The 16,269-nt window shown below is 39.7% G+C and carries 12 protein-coding genes and 1 pseudogene; 11 read left to right on the forward strand and 2 right to left on the reverse strand.

Annotated features, from left to right (window positions below; translation table 11 throughout):
* The first annotated feature begins 10 nt into the window (after positions 1-10).
* A complete protein-coding gene (locus P176_RS0116415) occupies positions 11-3,556 on the forward strand; it encodes a T9SS type A sorting domain-containing protein (protein WP_026755727.1) in 3,546 nt (1,181 codons plus the stop codon).
* Positions 3,557-4,540 (forward strand): aldose epimerase family protein, encoded by a 984-nt coding sequence (locus tag P176_RS0116420; RefSeq protein ID WP_026755728.1) that lies wholly within the window; start codon positions 3,557-3,559, stop codon positions 4,538-4,540.
* On the opposite strand, the gene P176_RS0116425 is transcribed toward P176_RS0116420, so the two are convergent.
* Positions 4,541-6,010, reverse strand: coding sequence for a DASS family sodium-coupled anion symporter (locus P176_RS0116425; RefSeq protein WP_026755729.1), 1,470 nt, complete (start codon positions 6,008-6,010; stop codon positions 4,541-4,543).
* A gap of 206 nt (positions 6,011-6,216) precedes the next feature.
* Between P176_RS0116425 and P176_RS0116430 the strand changes: the two genes are divergently transcribed.
* Together P176_RS0116430 and P176_RS0116435 are read left to right on the forward strand one after the other, a co-directional pair.
* Positions 6,217-7,563 (forward strand): carboxypeptidase-like regulatory domain-containing protein, encoded by a 1,347-nt coding sequence (locus P176_RS0116430; protein ID WP_037349004.1) that lies wholly within the window; start codon positions 6,217-6,219, stop codon positions 7,561-7,563.
* Between the two features lie 113 nt (positions 7,564-7,676).
* Positions 7,677-9,215 (forward strand): YifB family Mg chelatase-like AAA ATPase, encoded by a 1,539-nt coding sequence (locus P176_RS0116435; protein WP_026755731.1) that lies wholly within the window; start codon positions 7,677-7,679, stop codon positions 9,213-9,215.
* Position 9,216: 1 nt separating this feature from the next.
* On the opposite strand, the gene P176_RS0116440 is transcribed toward P176_RS0116435, so the two are convergent.
* Positions 9,217-10,095: a hypothetical protein gene (locus tag P176_RS0116440; protein ID WP_026755732.1), complete on the reverse strand. Its 879-nt coding sequence runs from the start codon at positions 10,093-10,095 to the stop codon at positions 9,217-9,219.
* Positions 10,096-10,195: 100 nt separating this feature from the next.
* Here P176_RS0116440 and P176_RS0116445 point away from each other — a divergent pair.
* The 7 genes and pseudogenes from P176_RS0116445 to P176_RS0116475 all read left to right on the forward strand — a co-directional run.
* A pseudogene (locus tag P176_RS0116445) lies at positions 10,196-10,345 on the forward strand (ATP-binding protein); the annotation flags it as partial.
* Between the two features lie 173 nt (positions 10,346-10,518).
* Complete coding sequence (locus P176_RS0116450; protein ID WP_026755734.1) at positions 10,519-11,637, forward strand: DUF2891 domain-containing protein; 1,119 nt, start codon at positions 10,519-10,521, stop codon at positions 11,635-11,637.
* Entirely contained in the window at positions 11,630-12,847 is a 1,218-nt protein-coding gene (locus P176_RS0116455; protein ID WP_026755735.1) for an Nramp family divalent metal transporter, read from the forward strand. Before P176_RS0116450 ends, P176_RS0116455 begins: the two co-directional genes overlap by 8 nt.
* Before the next feature lie 103 nt (positions 12,848-12,950).
* Positions 12,951-13,685, forward strand: coding sequence for a 5-oxoprolinase subunit PxpA (gene pxpA, locus P176_RS0116460; RefSeq protein ID WP_026755736.1), 735 nt, complete (start codon positions 12,951-12,953; stop codon positions 13,683-13,685).
* A gap of 11 nt (positions 13,686-13,696) precedes the next feature.
* A complete protein-coding gene (gene pxpB, locus P176_RS0116465; RefSeq protein ID WP_026755737.1) occupies positions 13,697-14,431 on the forward strand; it encodes a 5-oxoprolinase subunit PxpB in 735 nt (244 codons plus the stop codon).
* Positions 14,424-15,275, forward strand: coding sequence for a biotin-dependent carboxyltransferase family protein (locus tag P176_RS0116470; protein WP_026755738.1), 852 nt, complete (start codon positions 14,424-14,426; stop codon positions 15,273-15,275). Before pxpB ends, P176_RS0116470 begins: the two co-directional genes overlap by 8 nt.
* A gap of 83 nt (positions 15,276-15,358) precedes the next feature.
* Positions 15,359-15,880, forward strand: coding sequence for a hypothetical protein (locus tag P176_RS0116475; RefSeq protein WP_026755739.1), 522 nt, complete (start codon positions 15,359-15,361; stop codon positions 15,878-15,880).
* Positions 15,881-16,269 lie beyond the last annotated feature (389 nt).

Here is a 16,269-nt window from a genome sequence, read left to right on the forward strand (position 1 = left end):
AATTTGATATATGAAAAATTTATACGTAGCGCTAGTTTTTGTTTTTGGATTGCAGTTTTCTTTTGGGCAGATTGGGTTTGAGGAAAATGTTATTACCGGTCCTTCAAACTCCGTTGCTTCGCCATATTCGGTTTTTACAGCTGATTTAGATGGTGATGGAGACATGGATTTATTGTCAGCTTCGGCAGATGACGATAAAATTGCGTGGTATGAAAATATTGACGGACAAGGCAATTTTAGTTCTCAAAAAATAATTACTACAAATGCTGATAGTGCACGATCGGTTTTTGCGGTAGACATCGATAATGATGGTGATGTTGATGTGCTTTCAGCTTCTTTATCAGATGACAAAATAGCATGGTATGAAAATACAGATGGACTTGGTAGTTTTGGATCACAACAAATAATTAGTACTAATGCAAATTTTGCAATATCAGTTTTTGCCGCAGATCTTGATAGTGATGGAGACATAGATGTGCTTTCTGCCTCTAGAGAAGACGATAAAATTGCATGGTATGAAAATATTGATGGACAAGGGACATTTGGTTCGCAACAAATTATATCTCTTAATGCAAATGGTGCTGAAAGTGTATATGCAATAGATATTGACAATGATGGAGACATAGATGTAATTTCTTCATCTGTATATGATGATAAAATAGCGTGGTATGAGAACATTGATGGATTAGGTTCTTTTAGTTCAGAAAATATTATATCTACGACGATTAATGGTGCACGAATAATTTCTGCCGATTTAGACGGTGACAATGATAATGATGTGGTTTTTGCATCAGAATTTGATGACACCGTTGGTTGGTTTGAAAATTTAGATGGATTGGGTGATTTTGGCACGCAACAAAATATTGCCACTAATATTGATGGAGCTAAATCTGTTTTTGCCATTGATATTGATAACGACGGAGATATTGACGTTCTATCTTCATCAGAAACAGAGAATAAAATTGTGTTATATAAAAACACCAATGGATTAGGTAATTTTGGAGGAGAACAGGTTATTACAGATCAAGCAAATGAAGCACAATTTGTTTTTGCTGAAGATTTAGATAATGATAATGATAATGATGTTATTTCTGTTTCTAGAGAAGATGATAAAATTGCATGGTATAAAAATTTAGATGGAGAGGGCAGTTTCTCACAACAGGTTTTGATTGTGTCAAATATATCAGGTCCATGGTCGATGCAATCAGTTGATATTGATGGTGATGGAGATATAGATGTGATTTCATCTTCCTATGGTGATGGTAAGATTGCGTGGTTTGAAAACCTTAACGGCTTAGGAGAATTTAGCGCTCAAAATGTTGTAGCTATAGTGTCTGCTCCAGTAGGTTTTGGTAGTGCAGGATCAGTATTTAGTGCAGACTTAGATTCTGATGGCGATATGGATATATTCTGTTCTATTAATGCTGATAATAAAATTGTATGGTACGAAAACACCAACGGTCAAGGCGAATTTTCAACAGAACAAATAATTTCAAATAGTGTACAAAATCCCGGAGCTATTATTGGTGTAGACATAGATTTAGATGGTGATATAGATGTTGTTTTAGCATCATCATTTAATATTGCATGGTATGAAAATATTGATGGGCAAGGTACATTTGGTACTGAACAAATTATTGCAACTGATGTAAACGGTCCTACATCAATTAAAGCAAAAGATTTAGATGGAGATGGTGATTTTGATGTGTTAGCATCATCTTACGGTGATAGTAAAATTATTTGGTATGAAAATATTAGTGGACAGGGTGATTTTGGTAGTCAACAGATTATAACTACTAATGCAATTAGTCCAGAATCAGTATTTGCAGAAGATATTGATGGTGATGGCGACTTTGATGTCCTTTCGGCTTCTCGTAATGATGATAAAATAGCCTGGTATGAAAACACAGATGGTTTAGGTGATTTTGGTCCAGAACAAATTATTACCACTAATGCAGATGAAGCTAGTTCAGTCTATGCAGAAGATATTGATAATGATGGTGATAAAGATGTTGTTTCTGCTTCACGAAATGATGATAAAATAGCTTGGTATGAAAATACAGATGGTTTAGGTTCATTTGGTTCTGAGCAGATTATTTCATTTAACGCAGAAGGTGCCAAAGTGGTCAATCTCAATGATATTGATAATGATGGAGACATTGATGTAATTTCGGCATCAACATTTGATGATAAAATAGCCTGGTTTAAAAACTTAGGTGTTTTAGGAAATGAAATCAATGGAACTGTTACATACAATTATGGTTCTGCTAATTTTTCTATTTCTAATGTATTGGTCAATGCGACTAACATAAGTGATAGTTTCTCTACCTTCTCTCAACAAGATGGTACTTATCAGATAGCGGTAAATCAAGGTGATTTCACAAGTGTTGTTTTAAATTTACCTTCATATATGAGCTTTACACCTGCTTCCCAACAATCATTTTTTGCAGAAATTGGAGATACAGATACTATAGACTTTAGTGTAGGGCAATTAATAGAAGTAAATGACCTAAATATCGCAATCTACCCAGCAATAAACGAACCCAGACCAGGATTCGACACAACACATCAATTAGTTTACAATAACGTTGGTACAACTCAACTAAGTGGTTCGATTTCTTTTGAGTTTGACGATTCTAAACTACAATTCCTAACGTCTAGTGAAACGATTACGTCGCAATCTGCAAGCACTTTAAATTTCGATTTTACAGACTTAAACCCTTTCGAAACGAGAATTATAGATTTAGATTTTAACGTATTTGCACCACCAACAACAAGCATTAATGATATTTTAATGTCTACGGCAACCATAAATCCCTTATCAGGAGACGAAACTGAAGATGATAATACCTTTACTATAGAGCAAACCGTCATAGGTTCTTATGACCCGAACGATATCCAATGCCTGGAAGGAGAACAAATTCTTTTGGAAGATGCAGATAAATACTTGCATTATTTAATTCGTTTTCAAAATACAGGAACGGCCAGTGCAATCAATGTACGAGTTGAAAATAGTTTAGACAATAAGCTAGATTGGACGACCATGCAGCTAGAAACCATGAGTCATGAAGGTAGAGTAGAGATCTTAAACGGAAGTGAAGTGAGTTTTGTTTTTAATAATATCAATCTGCCTGATAGCAATAATGATGAGCCAAATTCTCACGGTTTTATTGCTTACAAGATTAAGCCCAATGCCGATGTGGTTTTAGGAGATATTTTTTATAATACTGCAGATATCTATTTTGATTTTAATCCTCCAATCATTACCAATACGGCAACAACCGAAATCGTAGAAACCTTATCTTTGACTAACGTCAATACTCATAGTTTTAATGTGTTTCCAAATCCTGCGCAATCAGATTTGACCGTTAAGGGAAATCGAAGCATCAACCATGTCACTATTGTTGATGTTAACGGGCGATTACTTAAATCTATTAAGCGCAGCGGTTTGACCTCTAGTACTATCATCAATGTAGAAGATTTAAATAGTGGTATTTACTTTCTAAATATTGAATCTGAATCAACTAAGCAAGTCGTTAAATTTGTAAAAAACTAAATGTCCAGCCTAAAAACCGCCATCATTTCAAACAAAAACGGTATGGAGCTCCATGTGTCCAATTTTGGAGCCACCATCTTGAGTTTAAAAGTACCTAATAAGCAAAACAGTTTGACCGAGGTTGTGGTGGGGCTGTCTTCGCCATTAGATTACGTTAAAAGCGATTATCTGGAAGACAACCGCTGTCTTGGGAGTTCCATTGGGCGCTATGCCGGCAGGATTTCTGGTGGCGGATTCTCGATAGACCACGTTTTTTATCCGCTTACGCAACGTCAAGACATACACCTTCATGGCGGATTTGATGGCTTTGATAAACGGTATTGGGATTTTGATACGGTGGTTAGGGATGATAATCCAATGATGACCTTGTCTTATGAGAGTCCGCATTTGGAAGAAGGTTATCCCGGACATCTTAAAGCGAGTGTTACCTATCAGCTTTTGGATAGCAATGCGCTCATCGTCACCTATCGTGCAGAAACAGATCGTACCACACCTGTTAATTTAACCAATCATGCCTATTTTAACCTTAACGGAAAAGGATCGGTACTGGGGCATCAGCTTCAAGTGCAAAGCGATCAGTTTCTTGAGGTGGATTCTCAAACGGTTCCTACAGGAAAGATCTTAACTTCTATAGATTCTGAAATGGATAGAAGCGTGCTTTCCAAATTAGGAAGAACCGACTTTAAGGGGTTTGACGATACGTTTATCTTAACGTCCCAACAGGACTGTGCAAGGCTCATATCCGAAGAAACAGGGATAGAAATGACGGTAGATACCAATCAGCCTGCCTTAGTTGTATTTACTCCAGAAACCTTTGGTAGCCTATCATTTAAGGAAGGTTTGGTCTATTCCGCTTACCCGGCGATCTGTTTTGAAGCCCAAAACTATCCCGATGCGCCAAACCAAGATGCTTTTCCTTCGTCGTTATTGGAGCCCGGTGACCGTTACGAAAACAAAACGACATTCTCTTTTAAAACGGTTTAATTAGGTTCGCAATGCTTCTGGGAATCCCTCTACGGCAATTCCCCAAAGTTCAGGAAGCACAAAATACACAAAGAGTGTTAATATGATGATGGATATGATGTTCATCACCAGGCCTTTGCTCACCATATCTGGAATTCGTAAATACCCTGAGCCAAAAACAACGGCATTTGGTGGTGTGGCCACAGGTAGCATAAATGCGCAAGAGGCCGCGACTGCAGCGCCAACCATAAGCACAAAGGGGTGTAAGTCTACTGTTATGGCCATTGGTGCCAAAACGGGCAATAACATGGCTGTGGTGGCGAGATTTGACGTGATTTCGGTTAAAAAGTTAACGGCAGCAATCAATAAGAAAATAAGTAGAATGGTGGTTACGCCAGCAAAACTGGTCATCTGGCCTCCAATCCAAGCGGCCAATCCGCTGGTCTCAAATCCTTGAGCCAAAGCCATACCGCCGCCAAATAGTAAGATGATGCCCCAAGGGAGTTTCACGGCTTCTTCCCAATTGATAAGTCGTTCGGTTTTGTCCTTTGAAGGAATTAAAAATAAAACAATCGCAAAAAACAGGGCGATAATCGTATCATCTAATGCGGGCAAGAACCCTTGCAGCAAAAAAGACCGGGTGATCCAGCAAAACGCAGTAACCCCAAACACAAGGGAGACCATTTTTTCTTCATAACTTATTTTTCCTAAGGTTTTCAGTAACCGTTTGATTTCTTGTTTGCCACCAGGAAACTCGGTTTGTTCAAATTTAAAAGCAAAACGTGTGAGGTATTTCCAGCAGATAAATAAGAGCACGATAGAGATTGGGAACCCAAACATGAACCATTGCAGAAAGGTAATTTCGTAGTTGTAAATATCAGAAACCACACCGGCTAACACTAAATTTGGTGGGGTTCCTATTAAGGTCCCTAAGCCGCCAATAGAGGCGCTGTAGGCGATGGCGAGCATGAGTGCTTTCCCGAAAACTTGATTTTCATCAGCCTTGGTGTTGGGGTTATCTTTGAGCTGCTTGATAATGGCCACGCCAATAGGTAGCATCATCACAGAGGTAGCGGTATTTGAGATCCACATAGATAAAAAGGCAGTGGCTACCATAAACCCTAAAATAATTTTACGCACATCACTACCAATAATATTGATGATGTTAAGGGCAATACGTCGGTGTAGGTTCCATTTCTCAATAGAAATGGCAATGATAAAGCCCCCGAGATAAAGAAAGACGTACTTGTGGCCAAATGCACTTGTGGTTGTAGACAGGTCTAAAGCTCCAGATAATGGGAACAGTACAATGGGAAGCAATGCGGTAATGGCAATGGGGATGGCCTCGGTGATCCACCAGACGGCAATCCATGCAGTAGATGCTAAAACGGCATTGGCTTGGGGCGATAGCCCTTCGGGTCTAAAAAAGCTTAAAATTAAAAAGAAAAGAATGGGCCCTAAAATGAGACCGAGACGCTTGGTAAAATTCATTAGATCTTAGTTAGAAAAACGAAGATATATAAATTTTTAGTTCAATATTTTGTCAATTATTTAATTTCGGGAGAAAGGCTATTCGAAAGATGGCTTCCCTCAAATTCAAAAGTTTCATTAAAAGCAGCGGTGGCTGTTGCTTTTGTTTTCTATCTTTAGTCTTTAGATGTAATTAGCGTCTATGAGCTTAACCTAAGTCTATCTTTATGAGATTGTTTTTGATATGTTTTCTTTTTTATGGCGTTTCCAATGGTCAAAACCTTGTGGGATATGTTTTTGATGCGGCCACGAATGAACCTTTAGAAGATGTCAACATCTATTTAAAAAGCAAAGCGCTAGGCGTTGCAACAGACGTTGATGGCAAGTATGAGTTCAACGCATCAAAAATTATTTCAAAATCAGATACGCTTAGGTTTTCAATAATTGGGTACGTCACCAAATCATTGTCTTTGTCGCAATTGAAAGCAAGCGATTATAAAGTTGAGCTTTTAAGAAAGACAGAGGATCTGGATGACGTTTATATTAGTGGAGAAAAGCAACTAAGACGTAGTCTGAAGTTTGAGAAATTGGCACCTCTCAAAAAAGGGGTGCACGGTTTTGGATCGATTCTTTATAACGACAAAATTTATGTTGTTGCCGGTAATGCGCAAAAAGTAGATGACAATCTTAAAAGAGCCTTTGTGGAAGGCGTTATGGATCCTCAAGCATCTCTAGCGCAGTTAATAAGGGCGATGCGTTTTAATTTTTTTTACTACCAGTTTGATGGCAGTTTGCAAATTTATGATCTCAAAAAAGATGCATGGGACATTCAAAAAGATAAGTTTGAAAAAAGAGCGTATCATAATGTAAGTATTGTTGGTAATCAATTGTATGTGCTTGGGGGAATTAAGATGTCGTTGAATAAAAAGAAAGATCTTTTAGAAGAATCGATAGAAATTTATGACATCAGCACTGGTGAAGTAACATCAAGAGCATCTAGTTCACATCACGCTATTAATTTTGAATCTTTGGGGTTTAGTGATTATATCGTTACTGCTGGAGGGTCAATTTCACAGAGTGATAGCGGTGAGAAAAGCTATACAGATGCCATGCATATCTATGATACTAAAACGGATAAATGGTTCAAATTTGGAAGTTTGAGTCAGCCTGGTGAGATCAAGGGTGTGTTGGTAAATGATAAGATATTGGTACTTAGGGTGAGTCAAAAAGAGAAGTCAGCAATACAATCCTACGACTTGGAAACAAGTACATGGACCACCCTGGTGGACATACCTATGAATCTAGAAAACGCCTCGTTGGCATATTTAAACAATATAATCTATATCTATCAAAAAGAACTGTTCTTAACTTATGATGTCACTACCCAAAGCCTAAAACATTATAAAATCAAGGTAAGCGTGGTTGATGCAGATTTACTTGCAGACCAAGAGGCGCTCTATATTGTTGGAGGTTGTTTTGAGGACGATTATTCTGTAACACCCTCAACTCAATTATATAAAATTGATGTCCTGAATTTTTTAGATACAGAGCAATTTCAAATGGAGGCGAACTAGTGTGCTCCGCAATTTTTGACCTTAGCAGAAAAGAGCAGGCGCCCTAATATTCCTCATATCATAAATTATGATTTCGCCTCTAATATTGCTACATTTAAGCAAATCAATGACATATGCTTAAAAAAGTCTTCGGAAGCGCAGTATTTGGGGTAGAAGCCACGACCATCACCGTTGAGGTTAATGTGGATAATGGTGTGGGCTATCATCTTGTTGGGCTTCCCGATAATGCCATTAAGGAAAGTAATTTTAGGATTGCTGCGGCACTTCAAAATAATGGCTTTAAGATTCCTAGTAAAAAAATAATCATCAACATGTCGCCTGCCGATTTACGTAAAGAAGGTTCCGCCTATGATGTCACGCTTGCCATTGGTATCTTGGTAGCGACCAATCAAATTCAGGCCGAAGATTTAGAGAAATACCTCATTATGGGCGAACTGTCCTTAGATGGCAATGTGCAGCCCATTAAAGGAGCCTTACCTATTGCTGTAAAAGCGAAGGAAGAGGGGTTTAAGGGCTTTATTCTTCCAAAGCAAAATGCAAAGGAAGCTGCCATAGTGGACGGATTGGAAGTGTATGGCATCGAAAATATCAAGGAGGTCATTGATTTTTTTGATAAAGGGGCATCGCTCGAGCAAACCATCATCAATACACAAGAAGAATTTTACAAAAACCTCAATTTCCCAGAATTTGATTTTAGTGACGTCAAAGGCCAGGAAGGCATCAAGCGCTGTATGGAAATTGCTGCGGCTGGTGGTCATAACATCATCTTAATTGGTCCGCCCGGAGCGGGAAAAACCATGTTGGCCAAACGTTTGCCCAGCATTCTCCCGCCAATGACCTTGCATGAAGCTTTAGAGACTACCAAAATCCACTCAGTTGTTGGTAGAGTCAAGGAGCATACAGGGCTCATGGCGCAACGTCCGTTTCGCAGTCCGCATCACACGATTTCCAACGTCGCCTTGGTGGGCGGTGGTAGTTACCCGCAACCGGGTGAAATTTCATTATCGCACAATGGAGTTCTGTTCTTAGATGAATTGCCAGAGTTTAAACGTGAGGTGCTAGAAGTCATGCGCCAGCCTTTAGAAGATCGGGAGGTGACCATTTCTAGGGCTAAATTTACAGTAACCTATCCCTCATCGTTTATGCTGGTAGCCAGTATGAATCCGAGTCCTGGTGGCTATTTTAATGATCCTAGTGCTCCTGTAAGATCGTCTCCTGCCGAAATGCAACGGTATTTAAGCAAGGTCTCTGGTCCGTTGTTAGATCGTATTGATATTCATATTGAGGTCACACCGGTGCCTTTTGATAAATTGTCTGATGACCGTAAGGGGGAATCCTCGGTAGATATCAGGAAACGGGTGACTGCGGCTCGGGAAATTCAGACCCAACGCTTTGCCGACTCCCAAAACGTGCATTACAACGCGCAAATGAACACCAAGCAACTGCGGAAGCACTGCAAGCTGGATGAGCAGTCACTACAGCTCTTAAAAACGGCCATGGAGCGTCTAAATCTATCGGCTAGGGCTTATGATCGCATTTTAAAGGTCTCCCGCACTATTGCCGATTTAGAGGCTGCCGAAGTAATTAATGGCGCTCATATTTCCGAAGCCATTCAATACCGAAGTATGGATCGGGAAGGATGGTTGGGATGAATCAAAGCTCATCCTTCATTAGTTCAAACTTTTCTGTTGGAAAAAAATCATCTATTTTCAACACCAAAACACCGTAGAAATAGTCTTCGTTAAGAGGAATGAAATGTGGCATCATCTTATATGGATGGTACTTTACAAAAATATACTGGTCGTTGAAATATGCAATATGGTAGTAATCTACTAATAAATTATATTTTTCATACATTTTATTTTCAAAAATTTGTGTATTTACAAAATTCTCAGGAATTCTATTTTTCATATATATACTATTAATATATCTTATTGAGATTAAAAAAAATATACCAATGGAAATAATTAGAGTAACTTTAGAATATATGAATAGTATAGATGTAAATAAAGTTCTCCAATTTGACGATTTACACTTTAATAACTTGTAATCAAAATTATATAAATAATAGGCAATTATAGGTATAGCAACTAAAACTAACGTTTCTGTAGTAGAGGGATTCTTAAATATTCCCCCAAATTCAAGAATTTCATATATGAAAATTATAAAATAAATTAATATTATAAGACTCATGGCTAATGTTGAGAAGAAGGTAGACTTTGTGCCAAATCCTTTTTTATTTAGCTTATAGATAACAAAAAGCAAAAAGATTGGCAACCCCCATATTATTGGTAAGAGTATCAAAACAAAAAGACCATCTGCAACTAATTGAGAAACGGAAAAAAATCTAATATAGGTCAAATCCAAATTCATTAAATTTATCATTTGCCAAACTCCGCCTAGCATAGTTGGAATTAGAATTATTAATGGCAAATATTCTTTTATTTGGTTTAACGTTTTTTTTAATATCTCCACTCCTAAATAATATATAATTTGTTTTATTGAATTTAATGAATATATTCTGATAATCAAATATTTATAATTTCAAAAATAAAGTGTAAATATAAACCTGTATTTTGAAATGTAAATTTTTATGATTAATTATCTTAATATCCACTCAAATAATTTGTTCAAAAATGTAGCTTTGGTTGTCGGGGGAAGCAATCCACAACCTGTTGAAATCTCAATATTCCACAGTGGTTTTTTGTTTTTGGATGAATTGCCAAAGTTTAAAAGGGAAGTTTTAGAAATGATGCGCCAACCTTTAATAGATAAGGAGGTGATTAACCGAAGTATGGATCGGGAAGGGTGGTTGGGCTAATGTGACTTCCAATGTGATTATCGAATAGCTTCCTAATGAATGAACCGATTGGTAAAGACTGAAATGATTTAGCTCACTTTTAATTTCGGTTTGATATATTTACCAATCAGTGACCATAAAAAAACCAACCTTACATGAAAAAACTCTTGGCGTCTGTCGTCTTGCTAAGCCTCTTCGCTTGTAATTCTTCGGAAAAAGAACAAAAAGACAATAATAAAGTAGTACTTGAAGTGGAAACACACAACACACCTAAAATCAATTTAGAACAAGCAACTAATTTATCGAAACTTCCTGTAGATTGTATTCAAACGGAGTATCCCAATAAGCTCAATCAAACCATAGGCTCGCCGGAAGATTTGCAAACCCCCAAACAGCTCCATCCTGCTTTTTATGGTTGTTTTGATTGGCATTCTGCGGTTCATGGGCATTGGAGTTTGGTGAGCTTGCTCAAACAATTTCCGGAGTTAGAGCAGCGTCAGACCATTGAGACCCTATTGCTTCAGAACATTTCCGAAGCTCATATCAAGGCAGAGGTTGCTTATTTTGAAGGGACTTACAACGGCAGCTACGAGCGTACCTACGGCTGGGCTTGGTTGTTGAAATTGGCTGAAGAGCTGCATACTTGGGATGCGCCGATAGCGAGAGTGCTAGAGCGTAATCTGGAGCCACTAACGGCGCTGGTAGTTGACAAATATTTGGAGTTCTTACCAAAATTAAAATACCCCATTCGTGTGGGAGAGCATCCCAATACGGCATTCGGACTCTCATTTGCTTATGATTATGCTAAAACCTTAGAGAAACAGGAGTTAAAGGCGTTGATTGAACAGCGTGCCAAGGATTTCTATAGTAACGATCAAGACTGTCCCATGTCTTGGGAGCCGGGTGGTTTTGATTTCTTGTCGCCCTGTTTGGAAGAGGCTGCGCTTATGAAGCGTGTGCTTCCTACAGCGGACTTCAAATCTTGGTTGTCTCAGTTTTTGCCCGATTTAAAAAACAAAGACTTTGCCCTGTCTGTAGGGGAAGTGAGCGACCGCAGTGATGGCAAGTTGGTGCATTTAGATGGCGTTAATTTTTCACGGGCTTGGAGTTTAAACGAAATCGCTAAGGATCTCCCAGAGTATCAGCATCTTCAAAATATAGCCAACCAGCATATTAATTATGCCTTGCCTAATGTGGTGGGAGATAGTTATGAGGGCGGACATTGGCTGGGGAGTTTCGCTATTTATGCGCTAAATTCCGTGCCGGGTGAGTAAACACTGGTTAAGGCATATTGGTCCAGGGCCACTGGTTGCGGCGGCTTTTATTGGGCCGGGAACGGTAACGGTCTGCACGTTGGCAGGGGTGAATGACGGTTTTGCCTTGCTTTGGGCAATGTTGCTGTCCATCATCGCTACCGTGGTGCTCCAGGAGATGTCTGCTCGCTTAGGCTTGGTCACTCAAAAAGGGCTTGCTGAGGTAATTCGAAGTCAAGTAACACATCCCTTGGCTAAAGTCGCGATGATGGTCTTGTTGATTTCGGCAATTGTTATTGGTAATGCTGCTTATGAAGCCGGAAATATCAGTGGCGGCATGCTGGGTTTGGAAACCATTACGGGGAATGTGGAGTGGCATCTCTCAGGAGCGCAACTTAATCCTTTAAGTGTCTTAATAGGGGCTATTTCTTTCATCTTGTTATATATAGGAAATTATAAAATCCTAGAACGTGCTTTGGTGACACTCGTTATTTTGATGAGTTTGGCCTTTTTGATTACGGCACTGTTGACCAAGCCGAGTCTTTCGGGAATTCTAAAAGGCATCTTTATTCCGACCTATTCCGAAGCCAATATACTAACGGTTATTGCATTGGTGGGCACCACCGTTGTGCCTTATAATTTATTTTTACACGCCGCTTTGGTAAAAGAGAAATGGCATCAGGTATCCGATTTAAAATATGCCAAAAGAGATACCATTGTCGCTGTGGTTTTGGGAGGTCTGGTCTCTATGTGTATCATTATTTCGGCATCGGCTGTAAGGGTTGCTGAGGTGTCTAATGCGGCAGATTTGGCGAAAAGCCTCGAGCCGCTCTTTGGTCCCTTTGCAACATATGTATTGGCTTTAGGGCTCTTTGCTGCTGGAATTACCAGTGCTATTACGGCGCCTTTGGCTGCAGCCTACGTAGCAACGGGGTGTTTGGGCTGGGAGTCTCATATGAAATCCCGACGATTTAGGATGGTTTGGATGCTGGTATTGGGGCTAGGGGTTCTGTTTTCGTCTATTGGCTTTAAATCTATAGAAATCATTAAGTTCGCCCAGGTGGCCAACGGATTGCTGCTCCCAATTATTGCAGCTTTTTTGCTTTGGGTGATGAACAAAGTGAGTGTTTTGGGCGATTATAGAAACACAAAGCTTCAAAACAGTTTTGGTTTTATTATCTTGGGAATCGCTATATTTTTAGGCGCGAAGAGTATTTTAAAAGTATTTTAAAAGTATTTGAAGTCATCTGATATTTTGACAATCAGACACTTAATTGTTTAGAAACGATTGAATGATAACAAAGATGCACTAAATATATATCAAAGTGATACTATTGAAAAACAACCAAGTAGATATTAATTGTGATTTAGGTGAAGGGCTCGATAATGAAGCCCAGCTCATGCCGTATATATCTTCCTGCAACATTGCTTGTGGCGGTCATGCGGGTGATGCGCAAACCATGGTAAAGGTGTTGCGTTTGGCGAAACAACATCAAGTGCATGTCGGGGCGCATCCCTCTTTTCCAGACCGGGAGCACTTTGGAAGAAAGCCTATGGATTTGTTGCCGTCGGCCTTAACAGCAACGCTCATCACGCAAATAGAAACACTTAAGACTTTGGCGGAAGCAGAAGGCTTGTCTTTAAATCATGTAAAACCTCACGGAGCACTTTATAATCTGGCAGCTCAAGATGAGCAAACGGCTCAAGCGGTCATCAAGGCGGTAAGTCATTGTGATGCTCGTCTCAAGCTCTATGCGCCTTATGGGTCTGTGATAGCGCAATTGGCCTTGGCCAGCGGTCTAGAAGTCGTGTTTGAGGCTTTTGCAGATCGTCATTATAATGAGGATTTGAGTTTGGTCTCTCGATCTAATCCAGAAGCCTTGATCCTTGAGCCTAAAGCGGTTTTTGAACAGGTCAACCACATCCTGAAAACAGGACAGGTTACCACCATAAATGGAGTAGAGGTGAAGCTCAAGGCGCAGACCTTTTGTGTGCATGGAGACCATCAAAATGCCCTAGAAATTTTAGACTACTTAGATCATCATTTAACACTGAAATCATCGAGATAGCACCATAGAACATGATCAATTACAACCTAACCTACCATCGCTTTTCCGAACGTGCTATCTTGGTGCAATGGCCTCCCGAAATTAGCGAGGCCGTCTTAAAAGATGTGCTGTCATTCAAAAACAGACTCCTTGATCATGGTGTTAAACAAATTATTGAGGTAAACCATGCATATCAATCATTGTTAGTGATTTATCATAACACTATTGATAACCTCAATAGTGCAGTTTCAGCCTTAAAAGAGCAGTATGAGCAGCGTGTTGAAGTCAACAAAGAAAGGCAACAACTCTGGAAAATCCCTGTATGTTATCATGCGGATTTCGGGTTGGATTTAGCTGAAATTTCCGAAGGAAAACAATTGCCAATTCCCGAACTCATTCAACGGCATTGCCAAGCCATTTACACGGTGTACTTCATTGGCTTCTTACCCGGCTTTTTGTATTTGGGAGGTTTGGATGAAGCACTTCACATGCCACGAAAAAAAAGACCGAGAGCAGCGATCAAAAAGGGGGCGGTTGCCATTGGCGGATCACAAACGGGCATTTACCCAAATGCGAGCCCAGCAGGATGGCAACTTATTGGCAATTGCCCCTTACAGCTTTTTGATGCTACCCAAAATCCGCCCTGTTTTGCAAAGGCCGGTGATAAGGTGCAATGTTATGAGATCGATCTCAAGACCCATCAAGCCATATCTAAAGCCGTGGAGCAAGGCACGTATCATTTAAAAAGCGAGGTGTTTTATGATTGAAATTTTAAAACTTGGGCTTTATGATAGCATTCAGGATTTAGGACGCAAGGGCGTTCAGCAATTTGGCGTACCGCACTCTGGGGCTATGGATGCGTATTCGGCAAAGATGGCCAACCTTATCTTAGATAACGCTATGGATGCGGCGGTCTTGGAGTTCACCATGTTGGGACCAACGCTTAAATGTCTCAAAGACACCGTTATTTGCTTATCGGGTGCAGAGAGTGGGCCAAAGATTAACGAGCGGCCCGTTGAGCAACACAAGGCGCTGAGCTTCAAATCTGGCGATGTGCTCCACATAGGCCCTTGCCTCAATGGCGCCAGAGGGTATTTGGCAATTGCTGGCGGATTCCGAACCGAAACTGTTTTAGGCAGCAGAAGCCAATATGCAAACATTACAGCCGCATTTAAGCTACAAAAAGGAGATCGGCTTCCAATTAATCAAAACGTGCAAGAGAAGGCTTCTAATCGAGCCCTAATAAAACTACCGCCCGAACATTTTAATACACAAACCTTAACCGTTTTTCCGGGGCCAGAATTTAGCCGTCTCAGTAAGACGCAGGCCGAAACCCTAATGTCTCAAAGCTACAGTGTTTCTAAAGACAGCAACCGCATGGCCTACCAGCTCAATGAAACGCTCGAAAACGAATTACAGAGCTGTATCACCTCATTGGTACTTCCGGGGACAGTGCAGTTAACGCCTTCTGGGCAGTTGGTGATTTTGATGAGAGATTGCCAAACTACGGGAGGCTATCCTAGAGTTTTGCAGCTAAGTGAGCAAGCCATAGATAGGCTGTCTCAAAAGAAGATTGGTGATCAATTTCGGTTGAAATGGATGGGTAAGTAAGAAAATGATTAATTTAAGTCATGGAACTACCGATAATGTTAAAATTTTAAATACATTAGTCCAGATGTTTAAAACCAACTAAAATGAAAAATATCTTAGTATTGATTCTCGGCTTTTTGCTAGGTTGTCTAGCGATGTACTTGATTTGTTGCAAAAACGATGATGATGATGGGATGCTGCCCACAACGCCTCCGGCACCAAGTGGTTTGATAACTCCTAGGGATGCCATGACGCTTGATCAAGCCTATGACCCAAGATATCAGTTAATTAGCAGCACTATAGTGACACGTCCTGGAGGAGACAACCGCTCCGTTTGGTTTTCTACAGAGGAGATAAAAAGCTTTTTAGATTATGCCGATCACCAAGCTTCAAACCTTAATTACACGATGAATGGCATACGTATTTATCTGGGTGCCTACCCTGACGACCCAACGGGAGAGGGATATACCACCATGTTTATGGTGCCTACGGGTTACGCCAATACAGCAGATACGGATGGTGCTGAAGAGGACCAATTGCGTAGACCCAATAACGATATCATTGGGGCCGATGGATTGAATCATGGAGGAAGTGGTATGCCGCCTAGTGCCAACTATCCCCAATAAATATAATACGTCAACTTTTTTCTTTTGTACTTTGATTTAATAGTTACAAGTTTTATGGAGATATTAGCTGCGCTTTCGGGTAGCTATTATCTTTCCAAAGTGAATAATCCAGTTGTAAAAATTTTCGTGTATTATTTATGGGTAACGGTTTGCATTGAGCTATTAGGTCTTTATGGTTTTTTGTTCTTAAACAACTATGATTTAAATTGGTTTATAGATTTAAAGAATAGTGTGTTGTGTTCCAATACTTGGCTTTACAATATTTACAGTTTCTTGGCTATTGGTCTGTTGGGCTTGTTTTACTCAAATTTAATGAGTTCTCGGGTGTTTAAAACCATCATAAGAGCGGTGTTTCTAGCTTACAGTGGCTTTGCTTTCGTGTTTTTTAT

Source organism: Sediminibacter sp. Hel_I_10 (genome assembly GCF_000688335.1).
Taxonomy (GTDB): Bacteria; Bacteroidota; Bacteroidia; order Flavobacteriales; family Flavobacteriaceae; genus Psychroserpens.